At 69.9% G+C, this 21247-nt stretch carries 18 protein-coding genes and 1 tRNA gene; 10 read left to right on the top strand and 9 right to left on the bottom strand.

Annotated features, from left to right (window positions below; translation table 11 throughout):
- Positions 1–251: 251 nt before the first annotated feature.
- Both ACIQ9E_RS13010 and ACIQ9E_RS13005 read right to left on the bottom strand, forming a co-directional pair.
- Positions 252–1805 carry an MFS transporter gene (locus tag ACIQ9E_RS13010; RefSeq protein ID WP_403706203.1) on the bottom strand — a complete coding sequence of 518 codons (1554 nt, stop codon included), beginning with the start codon at positions 1803–1805 and terminating at the stop codon, positions 252–254.
- A gap of 366 nt (positions 1806–2171) precedes the next feature.
- A complete protein-coding gene (locus ACIQ9E_RS13005) occupies positions 2172–2873 on the bottom strand; it encodes a TetR/AcrR family transcriptional regulator (protein ID WP_403706201.1) in 702 nt (233 codons plus the stop codon).
- A gap of 367 nt (positions 2874–3240) precedes the next feature.
- On the opposite strand from ACIQ9E_RS13005, the gene ACIQ9E_RS13000 reads away from it, so the two are divergent.
- The gene (locus ACIQ9E_RS13000; RefSeq protein WP_403706199.1) at positions 3241–4746 is read left to right on the top strand and encodes a M6 family metalloprotease domain-containing protein; all 1506 of its coding nucleotides are present in this window, start codon (positions 3241–3243) and stop codon (positions 4744–4746) included.
- Here ACIQ9E_RS13000 and ACIQ9E_RS12995 read toward each other — a convergent pair.
- Entirely contained in the window at positions 4733–6346 is a 1614-nt protein-coding gene (locus ACIQ9E_RS12995; protein ID WP_403706197.1) for a class I adenylate-forming enzyme family protein, read from the bottom strand. The genes ACIQ9E_RS13000 and ACIQ9E_RS12995 overlap by 14 nt on opposite strands.
- 210 nt (positions 6347–6556) lie before the next feature.
- On the opposite strand from ACIQ9E_RS12995, the gene ACIQ9E_RS12990 reads away from it, so the two are divergent.
- The 3 genes from ACIQ9E_RS12990 (at position 6557) to ACIQ9E_RS12980 (ending at position 7828) form a co-directional block, all read left to right on the top strand.
- Positions 6557–6629, top strand: a tRNA-Arg gene (locus ACIQ9E_RS12990).
- Between the two features lie 114 nt (positions 6630–6743).
- Positions 6744–7076: a hypothetical protein gene (locus ACIQ9E_RS12985; protein ID WP_403706195.1), complete on the top strand. Its 333-nt coding sequence runs from the start codon at positions 6744–6746 to the stop codon at positions 7074–7076.
- Positions 7073–7828 carry a hypothetical protein gene (locus ACIQ9E_RS12980; protein ID WP_403706194.1) on the top strand — a complete coding sequence of 252 codons (756 nt, stop codon included), beginning with the start codon at positions 7073–7075 and terminating at the stop codon, positions 7826–7828. The genes ACIQ9E_RS12985 and ACIQ9E_RS12980 overlap by 4 nt, the downstream gene beginning before the upstream one ends.
- Positions 7829–7866: 38 nt before the next feature.
- Here ACIQ9E_RS12980 and ACIQ9E_RS12975 read toward each other — a convergent pair whose 3' ends face one another.
- Positions 7867–9105 carry a tyrosine-type recombinase/integrase gene (locus tag ACIQ9E_RS12975; protein WP_403706192.1) on the bottom strand — a complete coding sequence of 413 codons (1239 nt, stop codon included), beginning with the start codon at positions 9103–9105 and terminating at the stop codon, positions 7867–7869.
- A 580-nt stretch (positions 9106–9685) separates the two neighbouring features.
- On the opposite strand from ACIQ9E_RS12975, the gene ACIQ9E_RS12970 reads away from it, so the two are divergent.
- The 4 genes from ACIQ9E_RS12970 (at position 9686) to ACIQ9E_RS12955 (ending at position 14321) form a co-directional block, all read left to right on the top strand.
- Positions 9686–9910 (top strand): helix-turn-helix transcriptional regulator, encoded by a 225-nt coding sequence (locus tag ACIQ9E_RS12970; protein ID WP_403706257.1) that lies wholly within the window; start codon positions 9686–9688, stop codon positions 9908–9910.
- A 583-nt stretch (positions 9911–10493) separates the two neighbouring features.
- On the top strand, positions 10494–11741 hold the full coding sequence (locus tag ACIQ9E_RS12965) for a DUF3631 domain-containing protein (protein WP_403706255.1): 1248 nt from the start codon (positions 10494–10496) through the stop codon (positions 11739–11741).
- 497 nt (positions 11742–12238) lie between these two features.
- Positions 12239–12634 (top strand): hypothetical protein, encoded by a 396-nt coding sequence (locus ACIQ9E_RS12960; RefSeq protein WP_403706190.1) that lies wholly within the window; start codon positions 12239–12241, stop codon positions 12632–12634.
- A complete protein-coding gene (locus ACIQ9E_RS12955; protein WP_403706188.1) occupies positions 12624–14321 on the top strand; it encodes a relaxase/mobilization nuclease domain-containing protein in 1698 nt (565 codons plus the stop codon). The genes ACIQ9E_RS12960 and ACIQ9E_RS12955 overlap by 11 nt, the downstream gene beginning before the upstream one ends.
- Here ACIQ9E_RS12955 and ACIQ9E_RS12950 read toward each other — a convergent pair.
- The 5 genes from ACIQ9E_RS12950 to ACIQ9E_RS12930 are packed head-to-tail and all read right to left on the bottom strand — an operon-like array spanning position 14312 to position 18840.
- Positions 14312–14842: an AAA family ATPase gene (locus tag ACIQ9E_RS12950; protein WP_403706186.1), complete on the bottom strand. Its 531-nt coding sequence runs from the start codon at positions 14840–14842 to the stop codon at positions 14312–14314. The genes ACIQ9E_RS12955 and ACIQ9E_RS12950 overlap by 10 nt on opposite strands.
- A 38-nt stretch (positions 14843–14880) precedes the next feature.
- Positions 14881–15756, bottom strand: a complete 876-nt coding sequence (locus ACIQ9E_RS12945) for a glycosyltransferase family 2 protein (protein ID WP_403706184.1) — start codon at positions 15754–15756, stop codon at positions 14881–14883.
- The gene (locus ACIQ9E_RS12940) at positions 15750–16985 is read right to left on the bottom strand and encodes a hypothetical protein (protein WP_403706182.1); all 1236 of its coding nucleotides are present in this window, start codon (positions 16983–16985) and stop codon (positions 15750–15752) included. The genes ACIQ9E_RS12945 and ACIQ9E_RS12940 overlap by 7 nt, the downstream gene beginning before the upstream one ends.
- On the bottom strand, positions 16982–17686 hold the full coding sequence (locus ACIQ9E_RS12935; protein ID WP_403706181.1) for a hypothetical protein: 705 nt from the start codon (positions 17684–17686) through the stop codon (positions 16982–16984). The genes ACIQ9E_RS12940 and ACIQ9E_RS12935 overlap by 4 nt, the downstream gene beginning before the upstream one ends.
- Positions 17683–18840, bottom strand: coding sequence for a glycosyltransferase (locus tag ACIQ9E_RS12930; protein ID WP_403706179.1), 1158 nt, complete (start codon positions 18838–18840; stop codon positions 17683–17685). The genes ACIQ9E_RS12935 and ACIQ9E_RS12930 overlap by 4 nt, the downstream gene beginning before the upstream one ends.
- Before the next feature lie 124 nt (positions 18841–18964).
- Between ACIQ9E_RS12930 and ACIQ9E_RS12925 the strand changes: the two genes are divergently transcribed.
- Complete coding sequence (locus tag ACIQ9E_RS12925; protein WP_403706178.1) at positions 18965–19969, top strand: helix-turn-helix domain-containing protein; 1005 nt, start codon at positions 18965–18967, stop codon at positions 19967–19969.
- Positions 19966–20535 (top strand): peptide deformylase, encoded by a 570-nt coding sequence (locus ACIQ9E_RS12920; protein WP_403706176.1) that lies wholly within the window; start codon positions 19966–19968, stop codon positions 20533–20535. Before ACIQ9E_RS12925 ends, ACIQ9E_RS12920 begins: the two co-directional genes overlap by 4 nt.
- Positions 20536–21247: the final 712 nt, after the last annotated feature.

Genomic DNA, 21247 nt, shown 5'->3' with positions numbered 1-21247 from the left:
ACACCCTCCCCAAAGACAACATCGGCCTTCACGACCACAACCAGGTCATGAAGGCCGACGTCACGCTCAGGACCCGAATTCGCCAACAGCGTCGGATCTCTCCGGCGGGGCCCTCCGCCCTCCGCGTCACCGCCTGCTCTCCCCGGCGGAGCAGGCGGCGCTTCCGCGGTGGTTCGGCGGCCGTCCCGCCGCGAGGCCCCCGGATCGCGTCCGGGGCCCCCGGGGCCGGAGGCCCAACGCTTCCGCCCGGCTCAGTGGGCGATGACGGGCACCTTCACCTCGGCGTCCGCGCCCTCGCCACCGGACGCGGCAGCGGCTCCGTCCGCCCCCGGCCTGCCCGCGTTGATCATCACCAGGGCGATCGTGGCGGCGACCACCAGGATGGCGACCGCCCACCAGATCGCGGTGGTGAAGCCGTGGACCATGCCCTGGAACTGGAGCAGCTTCGGATCGGTCGCCCCGGCCGCGCGGTCGGTGATGAACGAGGTGGTGGCCGAGGCCGCGATGGTGTTCAGCAGAGCCGTACCGATGGCGCCGCCGACCTGCTGGGAGGTGTTGACCATCGCGGAGGCGACTCCGGCGTCCGTCGGCCGGACCCCGTGGGTGGCGAGTGCCATGGCGGGCATGAACGCCGTACCCATGCCCAGACCGAGCAGCAGCTGCGCGGGCAGGATCAGCGCGGTGTACGAGCTGCCGACCTCCAGCTGGGTCAGCAGCAGCATGCCCACCGCCGCGACCAGGAAGCCGGGGCCCATCAGCCACCGCGCCGGGAGCCGCGTCATCAGACGCGTACCGATCTGGGTGGAGCCCACGATCATGCCGACGATCATCGGCATAAAGGCGAATCCGGTCTTGACCGGCGAGTACCCCTCCACGACCTGGAGGTAGATCGTCAGGAAGAGGAACAGACCGAACATCGCGATGACCGCGAGACCGAGGGAGAGGTACACCCCGCCGCGGTTCCGGTCGGTCAGCACCCGCAGCGGCAGCAGCGGCGCCTTGACCTTGGACTCGGTGACGACGAAGGCACCCAGCAGCACCACGGAGGCGACGAACATGCCGACGGTCAGACCGTCCGACCAGCCGGAGTGTTCGGCGCGGGCGAAGCCGTAGACCAGCGCCACCAGACCGAGAGTCGAGAGGATGACACCGGGTATGTCCAGCGCGGAGCGGTTACGGGCGCCCGCGGGCTCCCGGATCACCAGATAGGCGCCGACGGCGGCGACGACCGCGAAGGGGATGTTGACGTAGAACGTCCAGCGCCAGTCCAGGTATTCGGTGAGGAAACCGCCGAGGATCAGACCGACGGCGCCACCGCCACCGGCGATCGCACCATAGATACCGAAGGCCTTGGCGCGCTCCTTGGCATCGGTGAACATCACGGCGAGCAGGGAGAGCGCGGCGGGCGCGAGGAGCGCGCCGAAGGCGCCCTGGAGGGCCCTGGAAGCCAGCATCATCGCCTCGCCGGTGGCGGCACCGCCGAGCGCGGAGGCCACGGCGAAGCCGATGAGGCCGACGATGAACGTCCGCTGCCGGCCCCACAGGTCGGCGATCCGGCCGCCGAAGAGGAGGAGTCCGCCGAACGCGAGGGCGTAGGCCGTGATGACCCACTGCCGGTTGCCGTCGGAAATGCCCAGGTCCTCCTGGGCGGTGGGCAGGGCGATATTCACGATGGTGGCGTCGAGAACGACCATCAGCTGGGCGAGCGCGATGAAGACGAGCGCCTTCCACCGCGCCGGGTCGGCACCGGCAGGGCCGGTATCCGCGAGGGCGGTGTCGGGAAGGGTGCGGTCGGTTTTTGACATGGCTGGGGCCACCTAGGAGTGCGAAGGGTTCATCAAGGGCGAAAAGGGCGGACGGTCTGCGCGGCGGCGGGCCGGGGTCCGGGACCGATCGGTTGATCAGCAGGTCCGGTCGGTCCGGTCGGTCCGGTCGGTCGGCGTCGGCGGAACGGTTCGCGCGGCCCGGCTCGGTCCGTACGGGTCAGGCAGGTTGGTACGTACGGATCGGATCGGGTCGTACGGGTCGGGTCGTCGGGCTCGTCCGGTCGAGGTCGGGGTGGTCGGGGTAGGCGTGGGTCGAAATCGGTGCGGTACGCCCGGTCGCGATCAGCGACCGGCTACCGCTGCCGCGACAGCGGCGGGGTCAGTGGCAGGGGTCAGTGGCAGGGGTCAATGACTGTTGCGCAAATCCTCCAAGGTGGCTGGTGTGCCGGGGAGTTCGGAGCGGGCCGGGGCCTCGACACCGTCCAGGAAGAGCTGGAGATGGCGGTGGACGAAGCGTTCGCTGCTGTCACGGCTCGCGCCCGGCAGGGGGCGGGTGAACTGGCCGATGACCACCATGAGATCCCCGGCGCCGACATCGCGGCGCATCCGGCCGGCCGACTGGGCCCGTTCGATCAGGGCCGACACCTCCGCGTCCAGGCGGGTGCGCCGGACGACCAGCTCGGGATGCTCCCGGTCGAAAGTCTCCCGGATCATCGGGCAGAGCGCCCCGGTCCGTTCGTCGGCCGCGCCGTGGACGAACCGGCGGACGGCGTCGAAGGGGTCGCTCTCCTCGGCGGCGGCCCGAACGGCCAGCTCGCAGGTGCGGTCCAGGACCGAGAGGACGACCTCGTGCACCAGGGAGGCGCGATCGGGGAAGTGGCGGTAGAGCGTGGCATTGCCGACACCCGCGCCCCGGGCGATCTCATCGAACGAAACCTCCGGACCGATGACGGTGAACATGTCCCGGGCGGTCCGGACGATCCGCTCGCGATTCCGCTGGGCATCCGCCCTGGGCCGGGCGCGCGGCGCCCGGCTCGGAGCAACGTGGGCACAGCCCGGAGGGGCGGACTCCACAGGAGCCTCCCCGTCGGCGGTACCGGCGGCCATGCACACGATCCCACTCCCTTGTTCCGTCGGTCGCCTTCCGGCGCCTGCTGTCGTGTCCGTCCGGGGCGACCGATCGCCCCGGACGCATTCCCGGGGGGGGTCCCTCGGAGGTCCGTTCCGCCGGAAGTGGGGACCGGTTCCCCGTTTCCTGCGGCACTGAGTGCAAACGGGGAGACCGTCCCCGCTTATTTCCCGGATCGGATGTGACCTGTGTCATCTCCGGCGCTCCCGTCGGACGACCCCGCCGGGGGCTCCGGTGGGCAGGCCTCGCGCAGCGCCCGCGCCCGTCCCGGACGGCGAGGTACGGCCTCCCTCGAACGGCCCTGCTCCGCGCGCGTCCGGCAGACGCCCGCCGGAGGCTGGGCCCATGCACCACGAGCGCCGCCGGATACGCCCGACCAGCCGGATATCCAGCCGGAAGACCGGTCCGACGCCGGACCCGGCGTCCGGTTCGACGTCCGGTCCGATGTCGGGTCCGGCGTCGGGTCCGACGTCCGGTCGGCCGGCCAGGCCCCCGGGACGTATCCGGGTCACGGACTCACTCCTCGCGCCGACCGCCGGCGGCGTCCGCGGCCCCAGGGGACTGCGGACGGGCCGTCTGGTACGGGTCACGGGCCGCGCCCACCCGCGCCGGATCGGCGGTATCGCCGCCGTACTCGCCATCGCCATCGCCGCGCTCACCACGGCCAGCGACCCGATCGCCGCGCCCAGCCGGGCATCCGCGGGCCCGGCCGCCGCCGCCCCCGACACAAGCGGCCTCGGCCCCTGCCATCTGCCAGCCGCCCTCGGCATCCAGATGTCCGAGGGTCTGCCGACGCCGCCCGGCTACTCCCCCTCCACCGGCCAGGTCCGCGCCCTCAACCTCATGATCGACTTCCCGGACGCGGTCGGGGAGGGCACGGCGATGGACCGTCTCGGGGAGTTCTTCCCGCAGACCTCGGACTGGTTCCGGACCAGTTCGTACGGCCGTCTCGACTACCTCCCCCAGGCCCCGGTGACGGGCTGGCTGCGGATGCCGCTGCCGTTCAGGGCGTACGGGATAGAGCGCGGCTCACCGTATGAACCGGCCTACCGCGATCTCGTCGAGGACGTCGTGAAGGTCGCCGACCCGCAGGTCGACTTCAGTACATACGACCTGGTCAACATATTGGTGACGCCCAACGCGGGCCCGTCGGCGCTGGACACGGTGCTGTCGGTGACGTTCTCCGGAAACGCGGACGCGCCCGTCGCCGACGGCGTACCCCTCGCCAACACGTCCTTCGTCTACAGCCGCCAGGACGACGGCTCCGGCTCGTACGCGGAGACCGGGTTCCGGGTGCTGCCCCACGAGAACGGCCATGTCTTCGGCCTGCCCGACCTCTACACGGCCGACGGCGGCGGCACGGTCGGCCACTGGGACATCATGTCCGAGGACTGGGGGGCCAACAACGACCTGCTCGGCTGGCACAAGTGGAAGCTGGGCTGGCTGGATCCGGAGCAGATCCACTGCGCGGCCGCGCCGGGCACCGCCGAGTACCGTCTGACGCCCCTCGCGACCACCGGCGGCGCGAAGATGACGCTGGTCCCGGTCTCCGCCGACACGGGGTACGCGGTCGAGGTCCGTACCCAGGGGGGCAACGACGACGCCGTCTGCCGCCCGGGGGTGCTGATCTACCGCGTACAGGCGGACGTCGACACCGGCCAGGGCCCGGTGACGGTCTCCGACAGCCATGCCGACAGCGGCGGCTGCACCAAGCGCCCGAATGTGCACGCCGAACTGTCGGACGCGCCGTACCGGCCGGGCCAGACCTTCAAAGACCGCAAGAACGGGGTGGAGATCGCGGTGGTGTCGGAGGAGAAGGGCGTCTACACGGTGCGCGTCACCCGCTCCTGACGCCCAGCCGCACCACCCCCGCCGACTCCCGCAACTCCCGTTTGGCGATCTTGCCGGTGGCGCCGCGGGGCACCTCCCCGAACACGACGTGCGCGGGCACCTTGTACGCGGCGAGCCGCGCCGCCGCGTACTCCCGCAGCTCCCCGCCGGTCGGCGCGGCGCCGGGCCGGAGGCGTACGACGGCCGCGACCTCCTCACCCAGTACGGGATGCGGTACGCCGACGACGGCCGCGTCGGCCACCGCCGGATGGTCGTGGAGCACGCCCTCCACCTCCGCGCAGTACACGTTCTCCCCGCCGCGGACGACGATGTCCTTGATCCGGTCGACGACCGCGATCCGCCCGTCGTCGCCCATCACCGCGAGATCACCGGTCCTGAACCAGCCGTCGGGCGTGAACGCGGCGGCCGTGGCGGCTTCGTCCCGCCAGTAGCCGCGGATCAGCGACTGGCCGCGCAGCAGCAGCTCGCCGTGTTCGTCGGTCCGCACCTCGACGGCGGGTGCCGGGATCCCGGCGGCGGCGGGGTCGGCGCGGTAGGCGTCGCCGAAGTGGGCGAGCACACCGCCGCTGGTCTCGGTGAGCCCGTAGCCGGTACGGGGCTCGACCCGGGCCCCGTACCGCTCGACCAGCCTGGCGGTCAGCGCGGGCGGCGGCGCGGCGCCGCCGGTCGACAGCTGGCTGAGCGTCGCCAGCGGGTTCCCGGCGCGCTCGGCGGCGTCGAGGAGCTGCAGGGCGGTCGCGGGCACGCCGGACCAGTGGGTGACCCGGTGCTGGTCGATGAGCCGGACCGCGGTGTCGGCGTCCCATGTGCGCATCAGGACGACCGTGCCGCCTGCGGCCATCACGGCGTAGAGGTGGGTGAAGGCGGCGACGTGGAAGAAGGGGTACGTCATCAGGGCGACGGGCGCCGGCCCGATGCCGGGCACCTGCCCCCGGGCGAGGGCGGCCACGGCGGCGTGGAACCGGGGATGGACGGCGGCCCCGGCCTGCGCGAACTGGGTGGCGACGGCACCCTTGGGGCGGCCCGTGGTGCCCGAGGTGTAGATGATCGTCGCATCGTCCTCGGGCCGTACCTCCACGGCGGGCGGCGCACCGTACGGATCGGGGGCGGGGAAGTCCTCGTACCGCTCGACGCCCTCTTCCGGATCCCCGTCGAACACGACGACCCGCGCCCCGTGCCGCCGCGCCCACCCGCGCACCACCGGCCACCGCTCCCCCTCGACCAGCAGCACGGCCGGGGCGCAGTCGTCGAGGACGTACGCCAGCTCCCCCTCGGTCCACCAGGTGTTCAGGGGCACGGCGACCAGCCCGGCGAACTGAGCGGCCCAGAAGGCGACCTGCCACTCGGGCCGGTTCCGCATCAGCACCGCGGCCCGTTCCCCCGGCGCCGGCCCGTACTCCTCGGTGAACCGCCGGGCGAGCGCGGTGGCGGCCGCAAAGAAGTCCCGGTAGCTCCAGACCACCCCCTCGGCAACGAGGAACGGCCGGTCGCCATGGGCCCAGGTCGCTTCGACGAACTCGACGAGGGTCCGGGGAGCGTTCACGTACTCCAGCGCGCCGCTCTCCCCTCTGCCCACTTCGAACGGCCCCCCACCCGCCACAAGCCCCGCATCCCGCACCGCAACCCCTCCGCTCCCGGCCTCCGCCTTCCGGCGCGGACGCTAGGCCCGCCTCCGGCGCACGTCAAGCCACCCCCGCCCGCACACATCACCACGGTGATCCACCACCCGCTACACTGTCGGCGGTGGTACGGGTCTCCACGTCCCGCACCACCCCGGACTGCCGGACTTTCGGGTCGGCCGTCTGCCCAGGCCTTCGTAGCTCAGGGGATAGAGCACCGCTCTCCTAAAGCGGGTGTCGCAGGTTCGAATCCTGCCGGGGGCACAGCAAAGCAGCAGGTCAGAGGCCCTGTCGTCCGTTAGGGCGGCAGGGCCTCCGGCGTGCGGCACACATTCAGCACACATCCGCGTGTGCTCCTGATGTGGGGAGCTGTGCCCGATGGCCGCGAAGGACGAGCTGGCACGGCGCCGCTACGAGCATCTGGTCGACCGCCTGGAAGGGCTCCTGCGGGCAAGCCTGAAGCCGGAGTACGCCGGGTATTACGGGCAGCTGATCCTCGGTGCCGAGCGCACGGAGGAGCTGGGCGACCTCCAGAACGTCCGGCGGGCAGCACGTGAGGCCGGGAGGCGACTGGGCTGGAAGCCGATCACCAGACTGGTCGGCGGCCGGCTGTTCGTGCTCGATGACCGCGAGGTCCCCGAGGAGATCGAGAAGCGCGCCGGGGACGCGACTGCCAAGGCGATGGACCGGGCGTGGCGGGAGGACCGTTGAGCCGGGCCGGCCTGCCCGAACCCGAGGCGGTGCTCGCCGAGACCGACTGGGCCGCACTGGAGCACGCGTACGGACCGGCGACGGACACCCCCGCGCACCTCGCCGGGCTCTTGGACGCCGACCAGGGCGTGCGATCTCGGGCCCTGGACCACCTGCACTACAAGGTGAACCACCAGCAGACCCTGTACACCGCCACGGTCCCGGCCGCGCTCTACGTCGCGGGCATTCTCCCCGACCCGCGCACCGACCGGCCCGTCGACAAGAAGCGCCGCGACCTCCCCGGCCCTCTACGTGCCGGGCTGCTGGGCTGGCTCGGCTCCATGGCCGACCAAGTGGGCGACGAGGCAGCGGAGGGCAGCCGTCGGCTCGGCTTCCCGCCCGAGGAGTACCCACCCTTCGTGCAGGCCGGTGAGATCCGCCCGCTCCTGTTCGTCGCAGTCGCCGCGTGGACAACCGACCGGGACCCTGATGTTCGCGATGCGGCCATCGCCGCCTGCGCTCCCCTGTTGGACGATCCCAGCCTGCGCCATCACCGGACGGCCCTGGTTCCGCTGTTGCGGGAGAAGCTGGCGGTGAGCGCGCTGTGGCAGTACCAGGAGCGGGCCATCGAAACCCTTGCCTCCTGGGGCGAGGACACCTCGGGCATGAAGGTCCAGAGGAATGCCTTCGAGGTGTGCGATGCGCCGAACAGCACCTCGTCGGAGACTGATTGGGCCTGGTCACGGAGTGATGTGGAAGCTCCGCCGTTCTGACCGCAACCGCTCAACCACAGGCACGCATCAGGCACACATCACGCGACGACGCCCTCCAGAGAGGCCACCATCTCGGCTGCCTCACGCGCCCTCGCCTCCGCCTTCTCCAGCCTGGCCTTCGCCTTGGCCAGCTGCTTGGCCCGGCGCTTGTGCATCTTCTTCGACACCTCGTCCAGCCGGTCGGGGAAGAGGTGACCATAGGTGTCCAGGGTCAGCGTCGCCGACTTGTGGCCGAGCATGGTCTGGACGACGTTGACATCCGCGCCGCTGGCGATGGCGAGGGAGGCCGCCGTGTGGCGGAGCTTGTGCGGCGTGAGCTTGAGGTGGCCGAGGCCCGCCTTGGCGACGGCCGGGGCGAAGAACCTCTGCCGGAAGTTCCGGGCCCGCAGCGGTCCGCGCTGCGGGGCGGTGAACAGCAGATCGGCCTCGTCCCGCCTCTCGACGTAGGGCTTCAGTTCCTCGGCGAGGAAGCGGGGAATCGGGACGGAGCGGCGCTCGTGGTTCTTGGGCGTGTCGAGGTACAGCTTGCCGTTGTCCTCGACGTACGCCTCGACGATGTGCGCCCGGCAGGCGTCGAGGTCGACCCGCCCCACCTTCAGCGCCGACGCCTCGCCCCACCGCAGACCGGTGTAGGCCAGCAGCAGGATGAACACCCGGTACTCGCCGGCCGCGTCGGCCAGCGACTCGGTCTGCATATCGTCGAGATAGACGTGGTCAGCCGGTGCGGGTTTGGGCAGGGGCACTCCGACCGCCGGGTTGAACGCCAGACGGCGTGACTTCACCGCGAAGCCGAGGACCTGGCTGAGGATGACGTACGCCTTGCGCACCGAACGCGCGCTGAGCTTCCTGCCGCCGGTCGCCTCGCCCGACAGCATGGCCGACAGCCATTCGGCCACGTCCTCGAAGCGGACGCGGTCGAGCGGTGTGGTCCCCCACCGAGGGATCACATGAACGTCCAGAACGCCTCTGTATCGGTTGCGGGTTGACCGCTTGAGGTGGATCTGGGCCGCCAGCCAGGAGTCCGCCACCTCAGCGAACTTCACCCGCGCGGCGGCGGGGTCGCGGTACGAGCCGTCCGAGAGGCGGGCTTCCACCTTCGTCCGCTCGTTCTCGGCGTCGACCTTCCGGGCCAGCGTCTTCATCTTCGGTTTGCCGTCGGGGTCGTACCAGCGCACGCGGTAGCGGCCAGGAGGGGTCCGGCCGGCCTGCTTGGCCCGCGCGACCGCATGGGTGTACGCGGCGTGCCCGATGCGGTCCTCGATCCAGACGCGGGCCATCAGCCCTCGCTCCGGCCGATGAAGAACACGCCCACCGCGCGACCTGTCGTCGTGGGAGGAGTTCGAATCCTGGCCCCTTCAGGAAGAACGGAATGGACCGCTTTCGATGGAGCCTCAGATGAGTTGGTAGCCATGACAGATAGCTGTAACTCGAGCTGGCCACCCAGCGCAAGGTTTAGCTCTAGAAACTGTTAATGGCTTCTGCCACTGCTCTTGCGCTCCGCATAGCCGCAGACATTCGGATCGCCAGGGGCCTTCGCTTCTCAGCCGCGATCAACCAGGGCCTTCGGGAGGAACCCCAGAGCACACCCGGACCAGCCCGGACCGCTCGGATGACCACGTTTCTCGGCCTGCTCAAACAGCCTGTAGCCCACGGGCGGGGCGTCCACTGCGGCCGTCCACGGGGTGGCCCCTCCCTCTCGACCGGGCCAACTATTTCGCCAACCGGGGATCCGCACTTACTGTTATTGAACTCCACCCGTCCAGCCTCACCGGGAGGGTGCGAGAACTCCGCACAACGGCATGCTCATGGCGCCATTGCGTCGAATATCCCTGCCTCGAAACCGAAAAGGAAACCCCTCTGTCCAAGAACTCGTCCCACCGCCATTTTCCCGTCGAACGTGACCGCCTCGCGACACCTGCGGATATCGCGGCCTATCTGGGGGTGCCGGTCAAGACGCTGTACCAGTGGAAGTACCGGGGCATGGGCCCGAAGGTACACAAGGTGGGCCGTCACCTGCGATACCGCTGGGCGGAGGTGGACGAGTGGCTCGCCGCCCAGTCTGCCTTCGGCCTGATGGCCTGACGCTCGGAAGCGTTGCCGACCTCGTGCCCTAAAACCAGGGCCATGAGAACCCTTCGGCTGACCGTCTCCACCTGAATGAACGAGTCGGTGAAGGAACAGAGCCCTCTGCCCCGCTCTACCCCTTCACCTGAGAGGAACGCCTATGGCCGACCCGTCCCCCGACACTACGAGCACACCACCCAAGGTTGTCTGGCCCGTAGCTGCGGTCCCCGGACAGGGCCTCCCCAGCCACCGCGCGGACCGGACCAGCGCGCGGCCCACCGACGCGCGGACCGCGGACCAGGCGCACGACTCCCTTGGTCCGCACAAGAGCAGGCGTGCGGACCAACCCGACGGCGAGGAGCGGGCCGCACGACCGACTGCGGACCAGACATCCGAAAGGCCAGAGAACCCGCAGGTCAACGGCGTGCGGACCGGACCACAGCCAGCGGACCAGACGGGGACCGGCGGACCGTCTCCTGCGAACCAGGATGTCAGCCCTGGTCCGCAGGTCCACAACGTGCGGACCAATCCCGGGGACCGTGGTCCCCGCCCCTCCTCCGAGATCAGCGGTCCCGTGGCCGGGACCACTCAGTCCGGGACCGTGGTCCCGGACCAGTCGGGAAGCGCGGACCACGGTCCCCTCGGAGCCGCTGGCGTCGGGGCCGCTCTACTCGACGAGCTGCGGGCGGCGATAGGCCGGTACGTGGTGCTGCCGAGCCAGGAGGCGTTGACGGCGGTCACCCTCTGGGTGGCGGCCTCGCACATCCAGCCCGCTCTTCAGCACGCGCCCCGGCTGGCCGTGGTCGGGCCGACCAAGGGGTGCGGCAAGTCGCGCCTCCTGGACGTGCTTCACGAGACGGTGCACCAGCCGATGATGACGGTGAACACCTCGCCGGCGGTGGTGTTCCGTGTGATCGGCAAGAACCCTCCCACGCTGCTGGTGGACGAGGCCGACACCATCTTCGGCCCGAAGGCGGGTGAGAAGGAGGATCTGCGCGGCCTGCTGAACGCCGGCCACCAGCGCAACCGTCCCGCCTGGCGGATCTCCGGGCCGGAGCACAAGCCGACGGCCTTTCCCACGTTCGCCATGGCGGCGCTGGCCGGGATCGGCGACCTGCCGGACACAATCATGGACCGGGCGGTCGTGATCCGTATGCAGAAGCGGAAGCCGGGTGAGCGCATCATCCCGTTCCGGTCGCGGTACTCGGTACCCGAGCTGAACGCGCTGCGTGACCGGCTGGCCGCGTGGCTGATTCCCCTGCGGGGCACCGCTGCGGGCTTGGTGCCGATGATGCCGGTGGAGGACCGTGCCGCGGACACCTGGGAGCCCCTGGTCATCGTGGCGGATCTGGCCGGCGGCCACTGGCCCGCGAGCGCCCGTGCGGCGTGCTCGGCGATGGCCCGCAACGAGGTGGTCCAGGATGAGCAGACGACCCTGAAGACGCGTCTCCTGCGTGACATCCGAATCGTGTTCGCCCAGGCGGGCGATCCGGAGACCCTGCGGACCCACGACCTGCTCGCCGCGCTCCTCCAGGACGCCGAGGCCCCGTGGGCCGAGTACGGAACCAAGGGGCTGAACGCCTACCATCTGGCCAACTTGCTGAGGGGCTTCGCCATCAGCCCCGCCAACCACCGTTTCGAGGACGGCAAGCAGGCCAAGGCATACGTCCGCAACCAGTTCCTCGACGCCTGGTCCCGCTACTGCCCCGTCTCCACCCCGGCGACTCACCCTCCTCGGTACGAGGACGCACCGGCGCGCGTGGTCCGGGGCAGGCCACCCGCTCCTCCGTCCGGAACGCTGCCGGTAGCCCCGCCCGGCGGTGCCACCGGTCTCCCACGCGCACGCTGACCGACCCACCCTGAGTCCGTCGCAGTCCGTCGCAGTCCGTCGCAGTCCGTCGCAGTCCGTCGCATCCGTCCCGGCGCAGGTCAGCGCCGGGACGGATGCCCACGCCGATACGGATCCGTCCGTACCCGCGCCCGTATCCGTACCTGCTCCGACCAGCCATGGGACGGATGCGACGGACGTGACGAACCCTCCGCCCAAGAACCCCATGGAGCACCACCATGCCCGACCGACCCACCGACCATGCCCCTTCCCGCCGCCGCACGAATCCGCTCGGGCCGGACCCACGAACAGCAGCAAGCTGGAGCGAACGAGCCTCTAACGAGGCTTCGTCCGCGCTTGCCCCCGCCCCAGAGGTGGCGGAGGAAGGGACCGTGCGCCAGCGGGCGCCCGAGCCGGGAGGGGTAGGAGATGACGTCGGGTCCGCTTCCGTCGAAGATCCGTCGCACCCTGAGCAGCCTTCCTGGCGTGAGTCCGGCGCCCCCGTGCTGCCCTCTCTGATGAACCGGAGACGCACCGTCGAGACCCGCGACCAGGTCAGGAACATCCGTTTCACACCGACCGCAGTACGGATCATCAGTGCTGAGGCCGAACGGCGCGGTCAGCGCTTCGCTGGCTTCGTCGGTGATGCCGCACTGGCAACAGCCCTCGGACGGAAGCACATGCTCGGCAGTCCTGAGGACGATCCCGTACGCCCATTGGTGGCGGCCGTCGAGAAGCAGATCACGGCACTGAACAAGATCGGCAACAACCTCAACCAGATCACCGGAGCCATCCACCGGGGAACCGTCCCCGAGCACACTCATGCCGTACTGAACGGAGTGGACCGGGCAGTCCAGCGGAGCTACCAGCTGCTGGACGAATTCGTCGCCAAGGGCGTCGCCGATGGTGCCTGATGTCTCCACCGGCTCCAGCACCCTCGGCCTGATCAGATACCTCTTCGGCAGAGGGCGCCGCGACGAGCACACCGACCCGCACATCGTCGCCGCCTGGGACATGGCCGGCGCCCCCGATCCGGGCCGTGACGCCGAGGTCACCTATACCCAGCTGGCCACGCGGCTCGACCACCATGTCGATCTGCGCACCCGCGAGCTGGGCGGAGCGACACCACCACAACACGTATGGCACTGCCCGGTCCGCACCGCGCCCGGTGATCGCTACCTCACCGACGACGAGTGGGCTGAAGTCGCCCGCCGCGTCGTCGCCGCCACGGGTATAGCCCCCGAGCGCGACGAGAAGGCGTGCCGATGGATCGCGGTGCGCCACGCGGACGACCATATCCACATCATGGCCACCACTGTCCGCGCGGACGGTCGCCGCCCCCGCACCCATCGGGACGGCTGGCGGGCCCAACAGGAGTGCCGCAAGATCGAAGCCGAGTTCGGGCTACGCCGCCTGAAGCCGGGCGACCTCACCGCACCGCGGACACCGACCGGTGCTGAGCGGGCGAAGGCCGAGCGCCAGGGCCGGACGGTCACCTCGCGGGAGTGGCTGCGCGAGCGGGCGTATCTGGTCGCGGCCTGCGTCCGGAGCGTGGACGAGTACTTCACCGTCCTACGATCGATCGGCATTCAGGTCAGGCCCCGTATCGGCCCGGAGACCGGCGAAGTGACCGGCTACAGCCTGGCCGCGCCCGGCGATACGAACGGCCAGAGCGAGCCCGTCTGGTACGGAGGCTCCAAGCTGGCGCCCGATCTTTCCCTCAGCCGCCTACGCGAACGGCTCGCCGACCAGAAGATCGATGATCGGCCTCACCACCTCGCGGACCCGACCGAACCGTGGCGTCGCGTCGAAAGCGCACTCCGCCGCGCCCGTACAAGTGTCGAATCCGGTGACGACGCCGTGGCCCAAGCCCACCTCAACGCGTTCGGCGACACCTTGCACAACCTGGCCCTCGTGAGCCACGGTCCGCACCGAGCCGAGCTGTACGAGGCGGCGAAGGCGTTCAATCGCGCCCGACGCTCCGCTGTCCGCGCCGACCATCAGGCCGCCGCCTCACTGCGCGAGGCGGCCAGGGAGCTGGCCTATGCCTCACACGCGCCGGGCGGGATCGCCGTAGCCCTCCTCTTCGCCGCCCTGCACCTGGCTCTCGCCACCGTCAAATGGCACAAGCATCGGGGCCACCAGCAACAGGCTGCCGCAGCCCAGCAAGCCCTCAGTCACCTGCGGGCGGGTTACCGGCAAGCAAGCGAGCCGGTACTGGCAGACCTCTCTCGCCGAGCCCCACGCTCGCGGACCATCACCCGGTTCGAGGCCATCGTGCGTCGTGTCCTTCCCAACGAGGCGGAAAAGATTCTGGCGGATCCGGCCTGGCCCGCTCTCACCACCGCTCTCGCCCGTGCCGAGACTGCTGGCCACAAGGCCGGTCACCTCCTGAGCGAAGCCGCCGCTGAGCGCGAACTCTGCAGTGCGGATTCACCAGCTCAGGTGCTGGTGTGGCGTATCGCTTCCCTGCCGAACAAGCGGGCGACCACAGCTCGCCTCCGAAGCACCCATGGCAGCGAGCCCAGCCTCTCCGTGCCCCAGCCTCTGGTGACGCCACACCATGTGACGCGTGGGGCGAGCAGCGGCACTCAGCGCTGAGTGTGCCGAGCTGCGGCCAGCGCTGCCAGGAGTGCGTTCTGGTCTCCGGTGTGGACGATGACTTCCTCGTCCTCGGCAGGGGTGTCGAAGCGGACCAAGAAGTCGTCAAGGGCTTCGGGGGTAACGGTGAGGGCGTTGGCGTCCTCTCGCTGGTTGCGTTCGGCCAGGCGCCGCAGCAGCTCGTCGCGGCCGACGGGGAGGTGGACGACGACAGGGTGGCCGCCCGCTTCCCGTGCGGCCTGTCGCCAGGCATCCCGGTCGGTGCGCCGCCACAGTCCGTGGTCGAGGACGACGTCGTTCCCAGCCTGGAGTTCCTTGGTGAACCGTTCCCGGATGGTCTCGACTGCGGGTCGCTCGCGCTCGAAGTAGGTGTGCTCGGGGTAGTCCACGCCGTAGCGGCCGTGGAGGCGGTGGACCTCCTCGTCCACGGACAGCCGGACGTAGCCGTGGCGGGTCAGGGTCTGGGCGACGGTGGTCTTGCCGGAGCCGGTGAGGCCGACCAGGAGAACGGCGAGGGGCACGGGGTCATCCCTTCCGCGACGGGCGTGCACGAGCGCGGTCATTCTCCCCGATCCCGGGCGGAGCCGGCGGACGGCCGCCAGGTGGTGACGATGTCGCGGGCCTCGGCGGCCCAGCCGTCCGGCGTCCAGTCCAGGCCCACCCGCCGGAACGCGAACTGCGGATCGCCGATGTCGATCGAGCCGCTGTGCCGGCGGACGTGTGACAGGAGACGGGCGGCTTCGCCGCGTACGGCCGGGGTCTGTTCCTGCCAGGTGCCCGTCGAGAAGTGCTGGACCCTACGGCGGAGGTCGTCCAGGACGCCGGAGCGCCACTTGAAGTGGTGAACGGCGCATAGGCGGTCCGGGTCCGGTCTGTGTCCGGGGGATCGGTGGTTGCCGGAGGAGACGGGGATGTCGTGGCGGGCCAGTGCGATCTTGCGGGGGTCCCCGTGCAGGAGCCGGTGGGTGAGATGGCCGCCGAGGGGATACGCGTGATCCAGCCCGTCTTCGGTGCGCCAGCCGGTCAGATGCCCGGTCGCGGTGACGCGGTCGAGCATCAGACCACCCACGACCCGGTGTCCGGAGCGTTCGGCCTGTTCGATCACCTCGGGGAGAGGTGCGGCGTACTGCTGGAATTCATCGGCGTCGGCGAGCAGGTGCCAGCCGCGTCCGGCGTGGTGCCGCAGGGCGTCGCGGAGCTGTGTGTTCGTGTGCTCGTGCCAAGGGCCGGTCGAGGTACCGGTGGGAACGATGCCCAGCTCCCGGCAGGCCGCCTGGAGCTGGTGCTGCTGGGCGTGGGGAACATGCTCGGGGAAATGGAAAGCGATCAAGAATCGCTCGATGCCGAGCTTCCGGTAGTGGTGGACCCATGCTTCGAACAGAGAGGGCTCGACGGGCCCGACGACGGCGATCAGAGCCGGGGGTGTGCTCAGCATCGGGACTCCGTGGCAATGAGCGAGGCGAACATCCGAGTGAGGAAGTCGGCCTGGTCTGCGGCGGTCGGCATCCCCAGAAGGCCGGGAGCCTCAGGGCCGGGTCGCTCAGGCGGTTGGCGGATGACGCTGTGCAGAGCTTGGACGAGGCCGTCCGGGTCGCCTGGGGGGAACGTCCGGGCCCACGGTCGGCCCTGGAGATGGCTGGTGAGCGTGAGGTCGTGATCAGAGAGGATCAGTGGGACGCCGAGGCGGGCGGCGTCCATCACCAGGCCGGACTCCTTGCCGACCCCGGGGCGCCGGGCGACGAGGGCGGCGTCGGCCGCCCCGTAGACCCGTCGTAGCGCGCACTCCGTAACGGGTCCGGGGGTCACGTGCAGGTGGAGGAAGGGCAGGTTCTGCCAGCGTGCGAGTACCGACTCGTCCAGCGGATCGCCCGTGACCACGAGGTGCAGCGGTTCCTTCAGCCGGGCCAGGGCTGCGTCGATGACGTCGAGGTCCTTGTACGGCCACCAGCCGCCGACGAGGCAGACCACGGCATCGGTGACCGGGATCCCGAGGGCCGACCGGCCACTTTCCCGTTCGGAGTCGGCCAGACGGAGACCATCGTCGACCGCGAAGGCTCGGACCACGGCCGGCAGGTCGGGGAAGTCCTCGGCGAACTGGTCGCCGACCGACTCGGTCGGGTACACGGCGATCACTCGGCGCACGCCCCGGCGGGCCAGCCGGCCGATGAGCCGTACGAAGGAGTCTTCAGTCGTGACGGCCTCGTGGACGAACCGGAGATGTGGTTGGCCGCCCAGAAGGGCTGCTGCCCCGTGCAGCGCATCGCTGGCGGTGAGGATCACGACCGCGTCGGCGATGGGCTGAAGCCGACGGGCGGTCCGAAGCGCCGAGGCTTCGGCCAGGCAGCGGGCGATGAGGGTGATCTGGTGTGGCAGCCGCCGCAGACGGTCGGGCCATCGACGAGAGCGAAAGACCCGCCGGACGACCGTCGAAACACCGGCAAGGAGGCGTGATGCGGCGAAGAATCCGGCGGAGACACGCCCCACAGGCACGGTCGCCGTTCGGGCTTCCGTCTCCCGGAGCACGGCCACCGCATCGGGTGCGATTCCGTTCAGGGCGACGACCAGGCTGCAGGGTCGTGCCTGGGCGAGCGCCACCAGAGTGCGCTGATGGTGCCCGCCCAGCCGGTCGGCGTACGGCTCGATCAGGGCGAGTGATCTGGTCACCCGGAGACCGCCTGATCCCCGTGGACCGCAGTGAACCTTTGCCGCAACCACGCCGGATCGTTCAGCCGCTCGAACCGGTCCGGTTGACGGGCGGCCTCACTCGCGAAGGCGACACCCTCCCGAGCCCCCGCTGCGGCGAAGGCGGCGAACTCCCCGTCGCTGCTGCGACTCCAAGCCTCCACCCGCCAGCGGGCGTCGCCGTCGGCCATGCCGTATTCGCTGCCGCGGGTGAGCATCGCGCACTCCCGGAAGCCCGCTTTCCAGGAGTGGAAGGGGCTCTGATTGAAGCGCGTGACACCAGCGGCTTGTTCGGCGAACTCGACGCGCCCGGGCAGCGCGGCGAGGACATCCACCGCCTCGCCCATCTCCCGAAGAGCGCTGCGGCGGATCAGTTTGATGCCGCCGTAGCCGTAGGTCAGTCCGTTGACGGGGTTGACCGCGCGCCACACGCGCATGGAGACATCCTCGTCCAGGGGCTCCACAGCGGCCGGGGCGAAGTCCGTGTCGATGGCGAAGTCACCGTCGGCGAGGAAGAACTGCTCACGGTCGACGGCCTCGGCACACAGCCGGTAGGCCCGGCGCATGCCGTGTACTCCGTGCAGGCGCTTCACAGCGCCCCCGAGGGTCCGCTGGAGGCGGGAGTGGAGGGAGTCGGCCATCGGTTCGTCGTACGAGAGGAAGACGGCGTCGAACCCGGTCACGAGATCGCCTCCAGGTAGCGGGCGGCGACCAGTTCGGGGGTGAAGTCGGCCGTGGAGGCGTGGGCACGCTTGGCGTGCAGGGCGTGGAACGTGTCGTCTGAGGCCAGCCGCTCGGCGAGGGCGACCGCCTCGGACATGGTGGTGAAGCACAGTTCGGGGTCAATGTGCTCGGCGAGCCAGCCCAGTCGCGGCGAGATCACAGGCAGGCCCATGCCCTGGCAGTCGATCACGCTCATCGACCACGGGCAGCCGGGCCGGAACGGGGCGATACCGAAGCGCGCCCCGGCCAGCAGATCCCGATAGCGGACGCGGTCACCCCGGTCCGAGACGATCTGCACATGAGGCAGCGCGGCAAGTTTCTCCCGCATCCTCTCGGGGCTGTCGTTCAGCCCGGTCCGAGCGGCACTGCGCTGCCCGAACAGGTCCATCACCCGAAGCCGCACCGAGCCGGAGGCCGCAAGATCACGCGCCAGGTCCACGAACTGTTCGGTGCCGTAGTGCGCGTACAGCCTGTGGTTGTAGATCCCGATCGGCTCGGCTCCGTCGCCGCTCGGGGTGGTGACGGGCTCGCGGACCAGGCGTTCGTCGCGTGGGGCCGGAACCACCCGCAGCCTGTCGCCCAGATCCACGGTCATCCGTTCAGCCGCGGCCGAGACCCAGGAGGCGGCCGTGGAGGAGTGCACCATCACCCGGTCGCAGACAGCCAGGCCGGCGGCGAACGCCAGCAGCACCGGCCGCCCGAGCCCGCCATCGTCGAGGGATGGGTCGACCAGGAGCCGTCCGCCGTCGTCGAAGGAGTACGGCAGATAGTGGCAGTACCCGGCCAGTAGCGCGCCGGAGCCCGCTTCCAGCAGGGCCGTACGGATCGCGGGGGCCTCCTCAATCTGGTTGGCCACCACGACATCCGGCTTCTCAGCCCGGATGAGTGCCACCAGCTCGTCGATATCTGCCGAGAACCGGGCGCGGTACTTCGTTCCGGGCAGCTTCGTCTGCCGGAAGCCGCACCGGTCGTCCCCGGCCGGTGCCGGCGCGGCGACGGTCACCTCGGCTCCGGCGTCCGCCAGCGCCGGGGCGAGGAGGTCGGCGAAGATCCAGCCGGAGTCCGAGGACAGCCGGTCGGGGTTGGAGATGTTCAGCAGGTACAGCACGCGCATGATGCGTCGCCTCCGTCATCCGCCCGGGGATCGATCCGGGCCGCTGAGGGAAGGAAAGCCGCGACGCGGGCGGTGACGGGATGATGAACTGAGATCACTCACGGTTCATTCATGCTCACCAAAAATGACACGGGGCGAGGATTCGATGGACACCCAGGGCGAGGAGATCACCGCCGAACAGGCAGCCGAGGACTTCGCAGCCGAGGTGGCCCGCTGGCGTGAGGTACGGGGTCTGTCCAAGCGCGCTTTAGCGCAGGCCATGGGCTTCGACCCGTCGTACGTCAGCCATGTGGAGTCGGGCCGCCACAAGCCCAGCGCGGAGTTCGCCCGGCTCGCCGACGAGGTCATGAACTCGGGGAAGGCAATCTGGCGCCGCTGGCTCGACTACGAACAGGCGAAGGCCAGAGAGACCCGGGCACGGCGCCCACCCGCAGCCCCGCCGGCACCGCGAATGCCCGAGCAGCCGTACGCCGCAGGCTCCGCCCTCGTCGTCGAACACGACGCCGCGCACCTCCGCTACGACGGCCGCGCCTACCGGCTCACGATGCGACGCCGACTCCGGAACACCGGAACGGAACCGGTCACCCGCTACCTGATCCGCATCTCGGTCGACCGCTACCCCGGCGACCCGGAACAGTCCAACGCCCACTACCGGGCCCACCCGCTGACGTGGGACGAACTCGACCTCACCGCCACCTGTCGGGGTGAGGCAATGCGCTGGCAGGCCAAGCACGACCGTGACGCCTTCAAGGAGATCTGGCTGCTGTTCGACAACGAACACGGCCGCTTCCCCCTCTACCCCGGCGAATCCGTCTGGATCGAGTACGCCTACACCGTCGGCGACGACAAATGGGGCAACTGGTTCCAGCGTGCGGTCCGCCTACCCACCGAACAGCTCGAAGTCCAGCTCGCTTTCCCCGCCGCTCTTGACCCGGTGGTCTGGGGCACTGAGACCTCCATGACCGCCGAAGCCTCCCCGCTCCGTACCCCACCCGTCCGCCGTGACGACGGCGAACAGCGGGCTTTCACGTGGATCACGACCACACCCGCACTGCACGCTCGGTACCGTTTGGAGTGGCGGTTCCGGGCACGACCCGAACACAAGACGGACCAGGGAGAGTTCAGTTGACGAGCGTTCGGCCCAGCCAGCAGATGCGAGACCTCGGCGTCGTCCAGGAGGGCGCCGCCATCCTCACCACCCCGGCCCGCCCCTTCGACCTGCCCACCGAGCAGGACGAGGCCGAGCGCATCGTGGACGAACTGTTCGCCGCCCTCAACCGCATCAGCCAGGTCCACCCCTTCGCCAAGGGCATGGGCATCGCCGCCCCGCAGATCGGCATCGGCCGCTCCGCCGCCGTGGTCCAGCCGCCGGGGACCGCGCCAGCGATCATCCTGCTCAACCCGTGCATCACCGACCACGCCGACGAGACCGACGAGCAGTACGAGGGCTGCCTCAGCTTCTTCGATGTCCGCGGCCTTGCCTCCCGGCCCCTGGGGATCACGGTCGAAACAACGGGCATCGGTGGCGAAACCGTGGCCAGCATGTACGACCACGGCCTCGCCCGCCTCATCCACCACGAAATCGACCACCTCAACGGCCTGCTCTATACGGCCCGCATGCCGCCCGGCACCAATCCGATTCCTGTGGAGGAGTACCAGCAGACCGGGCGGGCTTGGGCATACGAACAGAAATGACCGGATCAGACCCCACCCGCTTCGCCTCCAACGTGTTGGCCAATCCGGCGTCAGGGCTCGCGGCTAGCTGGTCCACCAACCCCACAGAATGAACGCCAGTACCCTCAGCCCGATACCGGCCATCCACCGCACAACAATCCCGACCACCCGCCGCCGCAGTCTCGGCGTGTGCCATACGTACCGCGCTTTGCGACAGAGAATACGCATTGTCGATCCCATCCGTTGACTTGACCAACCAAGTGATCGGCTACACGACACCTGACCTGTTCGGAATGGGGTTCGGCGAGGCACAACTACCTACGGACCCCAGGTACGCGGTGGTCAGATAGGTGAGGCATAGGGTTCGTAGAAGGTTCGGAACGAACGGGGAACGGCATCGTGGACATCCCGGCAGCAGCCTCGCGTCTGGCTGAGGAGCTGAGGGCAAAGCGGCAAGCATCTGGCCTCTCTCTCGGTCAGATCACCCAGCAGGCCGGGCGGCAGTCTCCTCCCGTCGCCCTGACCAAGAGCACTCTCAGCGCATGGCTCAACGCTCAGAGTGTTCCGCGAGCCGGACGGCCCTTCACCTTCGTCACCGAACTTCTCGACAGCCGCTCTGGTTCGAAGCTCAGACCACGATCCCGTGCCTGGTGGGAGGACCTACGTCGGGCAGCGGCGCAAAGCAGAAGTAGAGATCACCTGGGCAGCGCGCCAACCGGCACCCGAGAAAAAC

The sequence above is a fragment of the Streptomyces sp. NPDC094448 genome, from assembly GCF_044763775.1.
GTDB lineage: Bacteria > Actinomycetota > Actinomycetes > Streptomycetales > Streptomycetaceae > Streptomyces.
The sequence above is the reverse complement of the archived record's forward strand: the minus strand, read 5'-3'. Positions and strand labels throughout refer to the sequence as shown.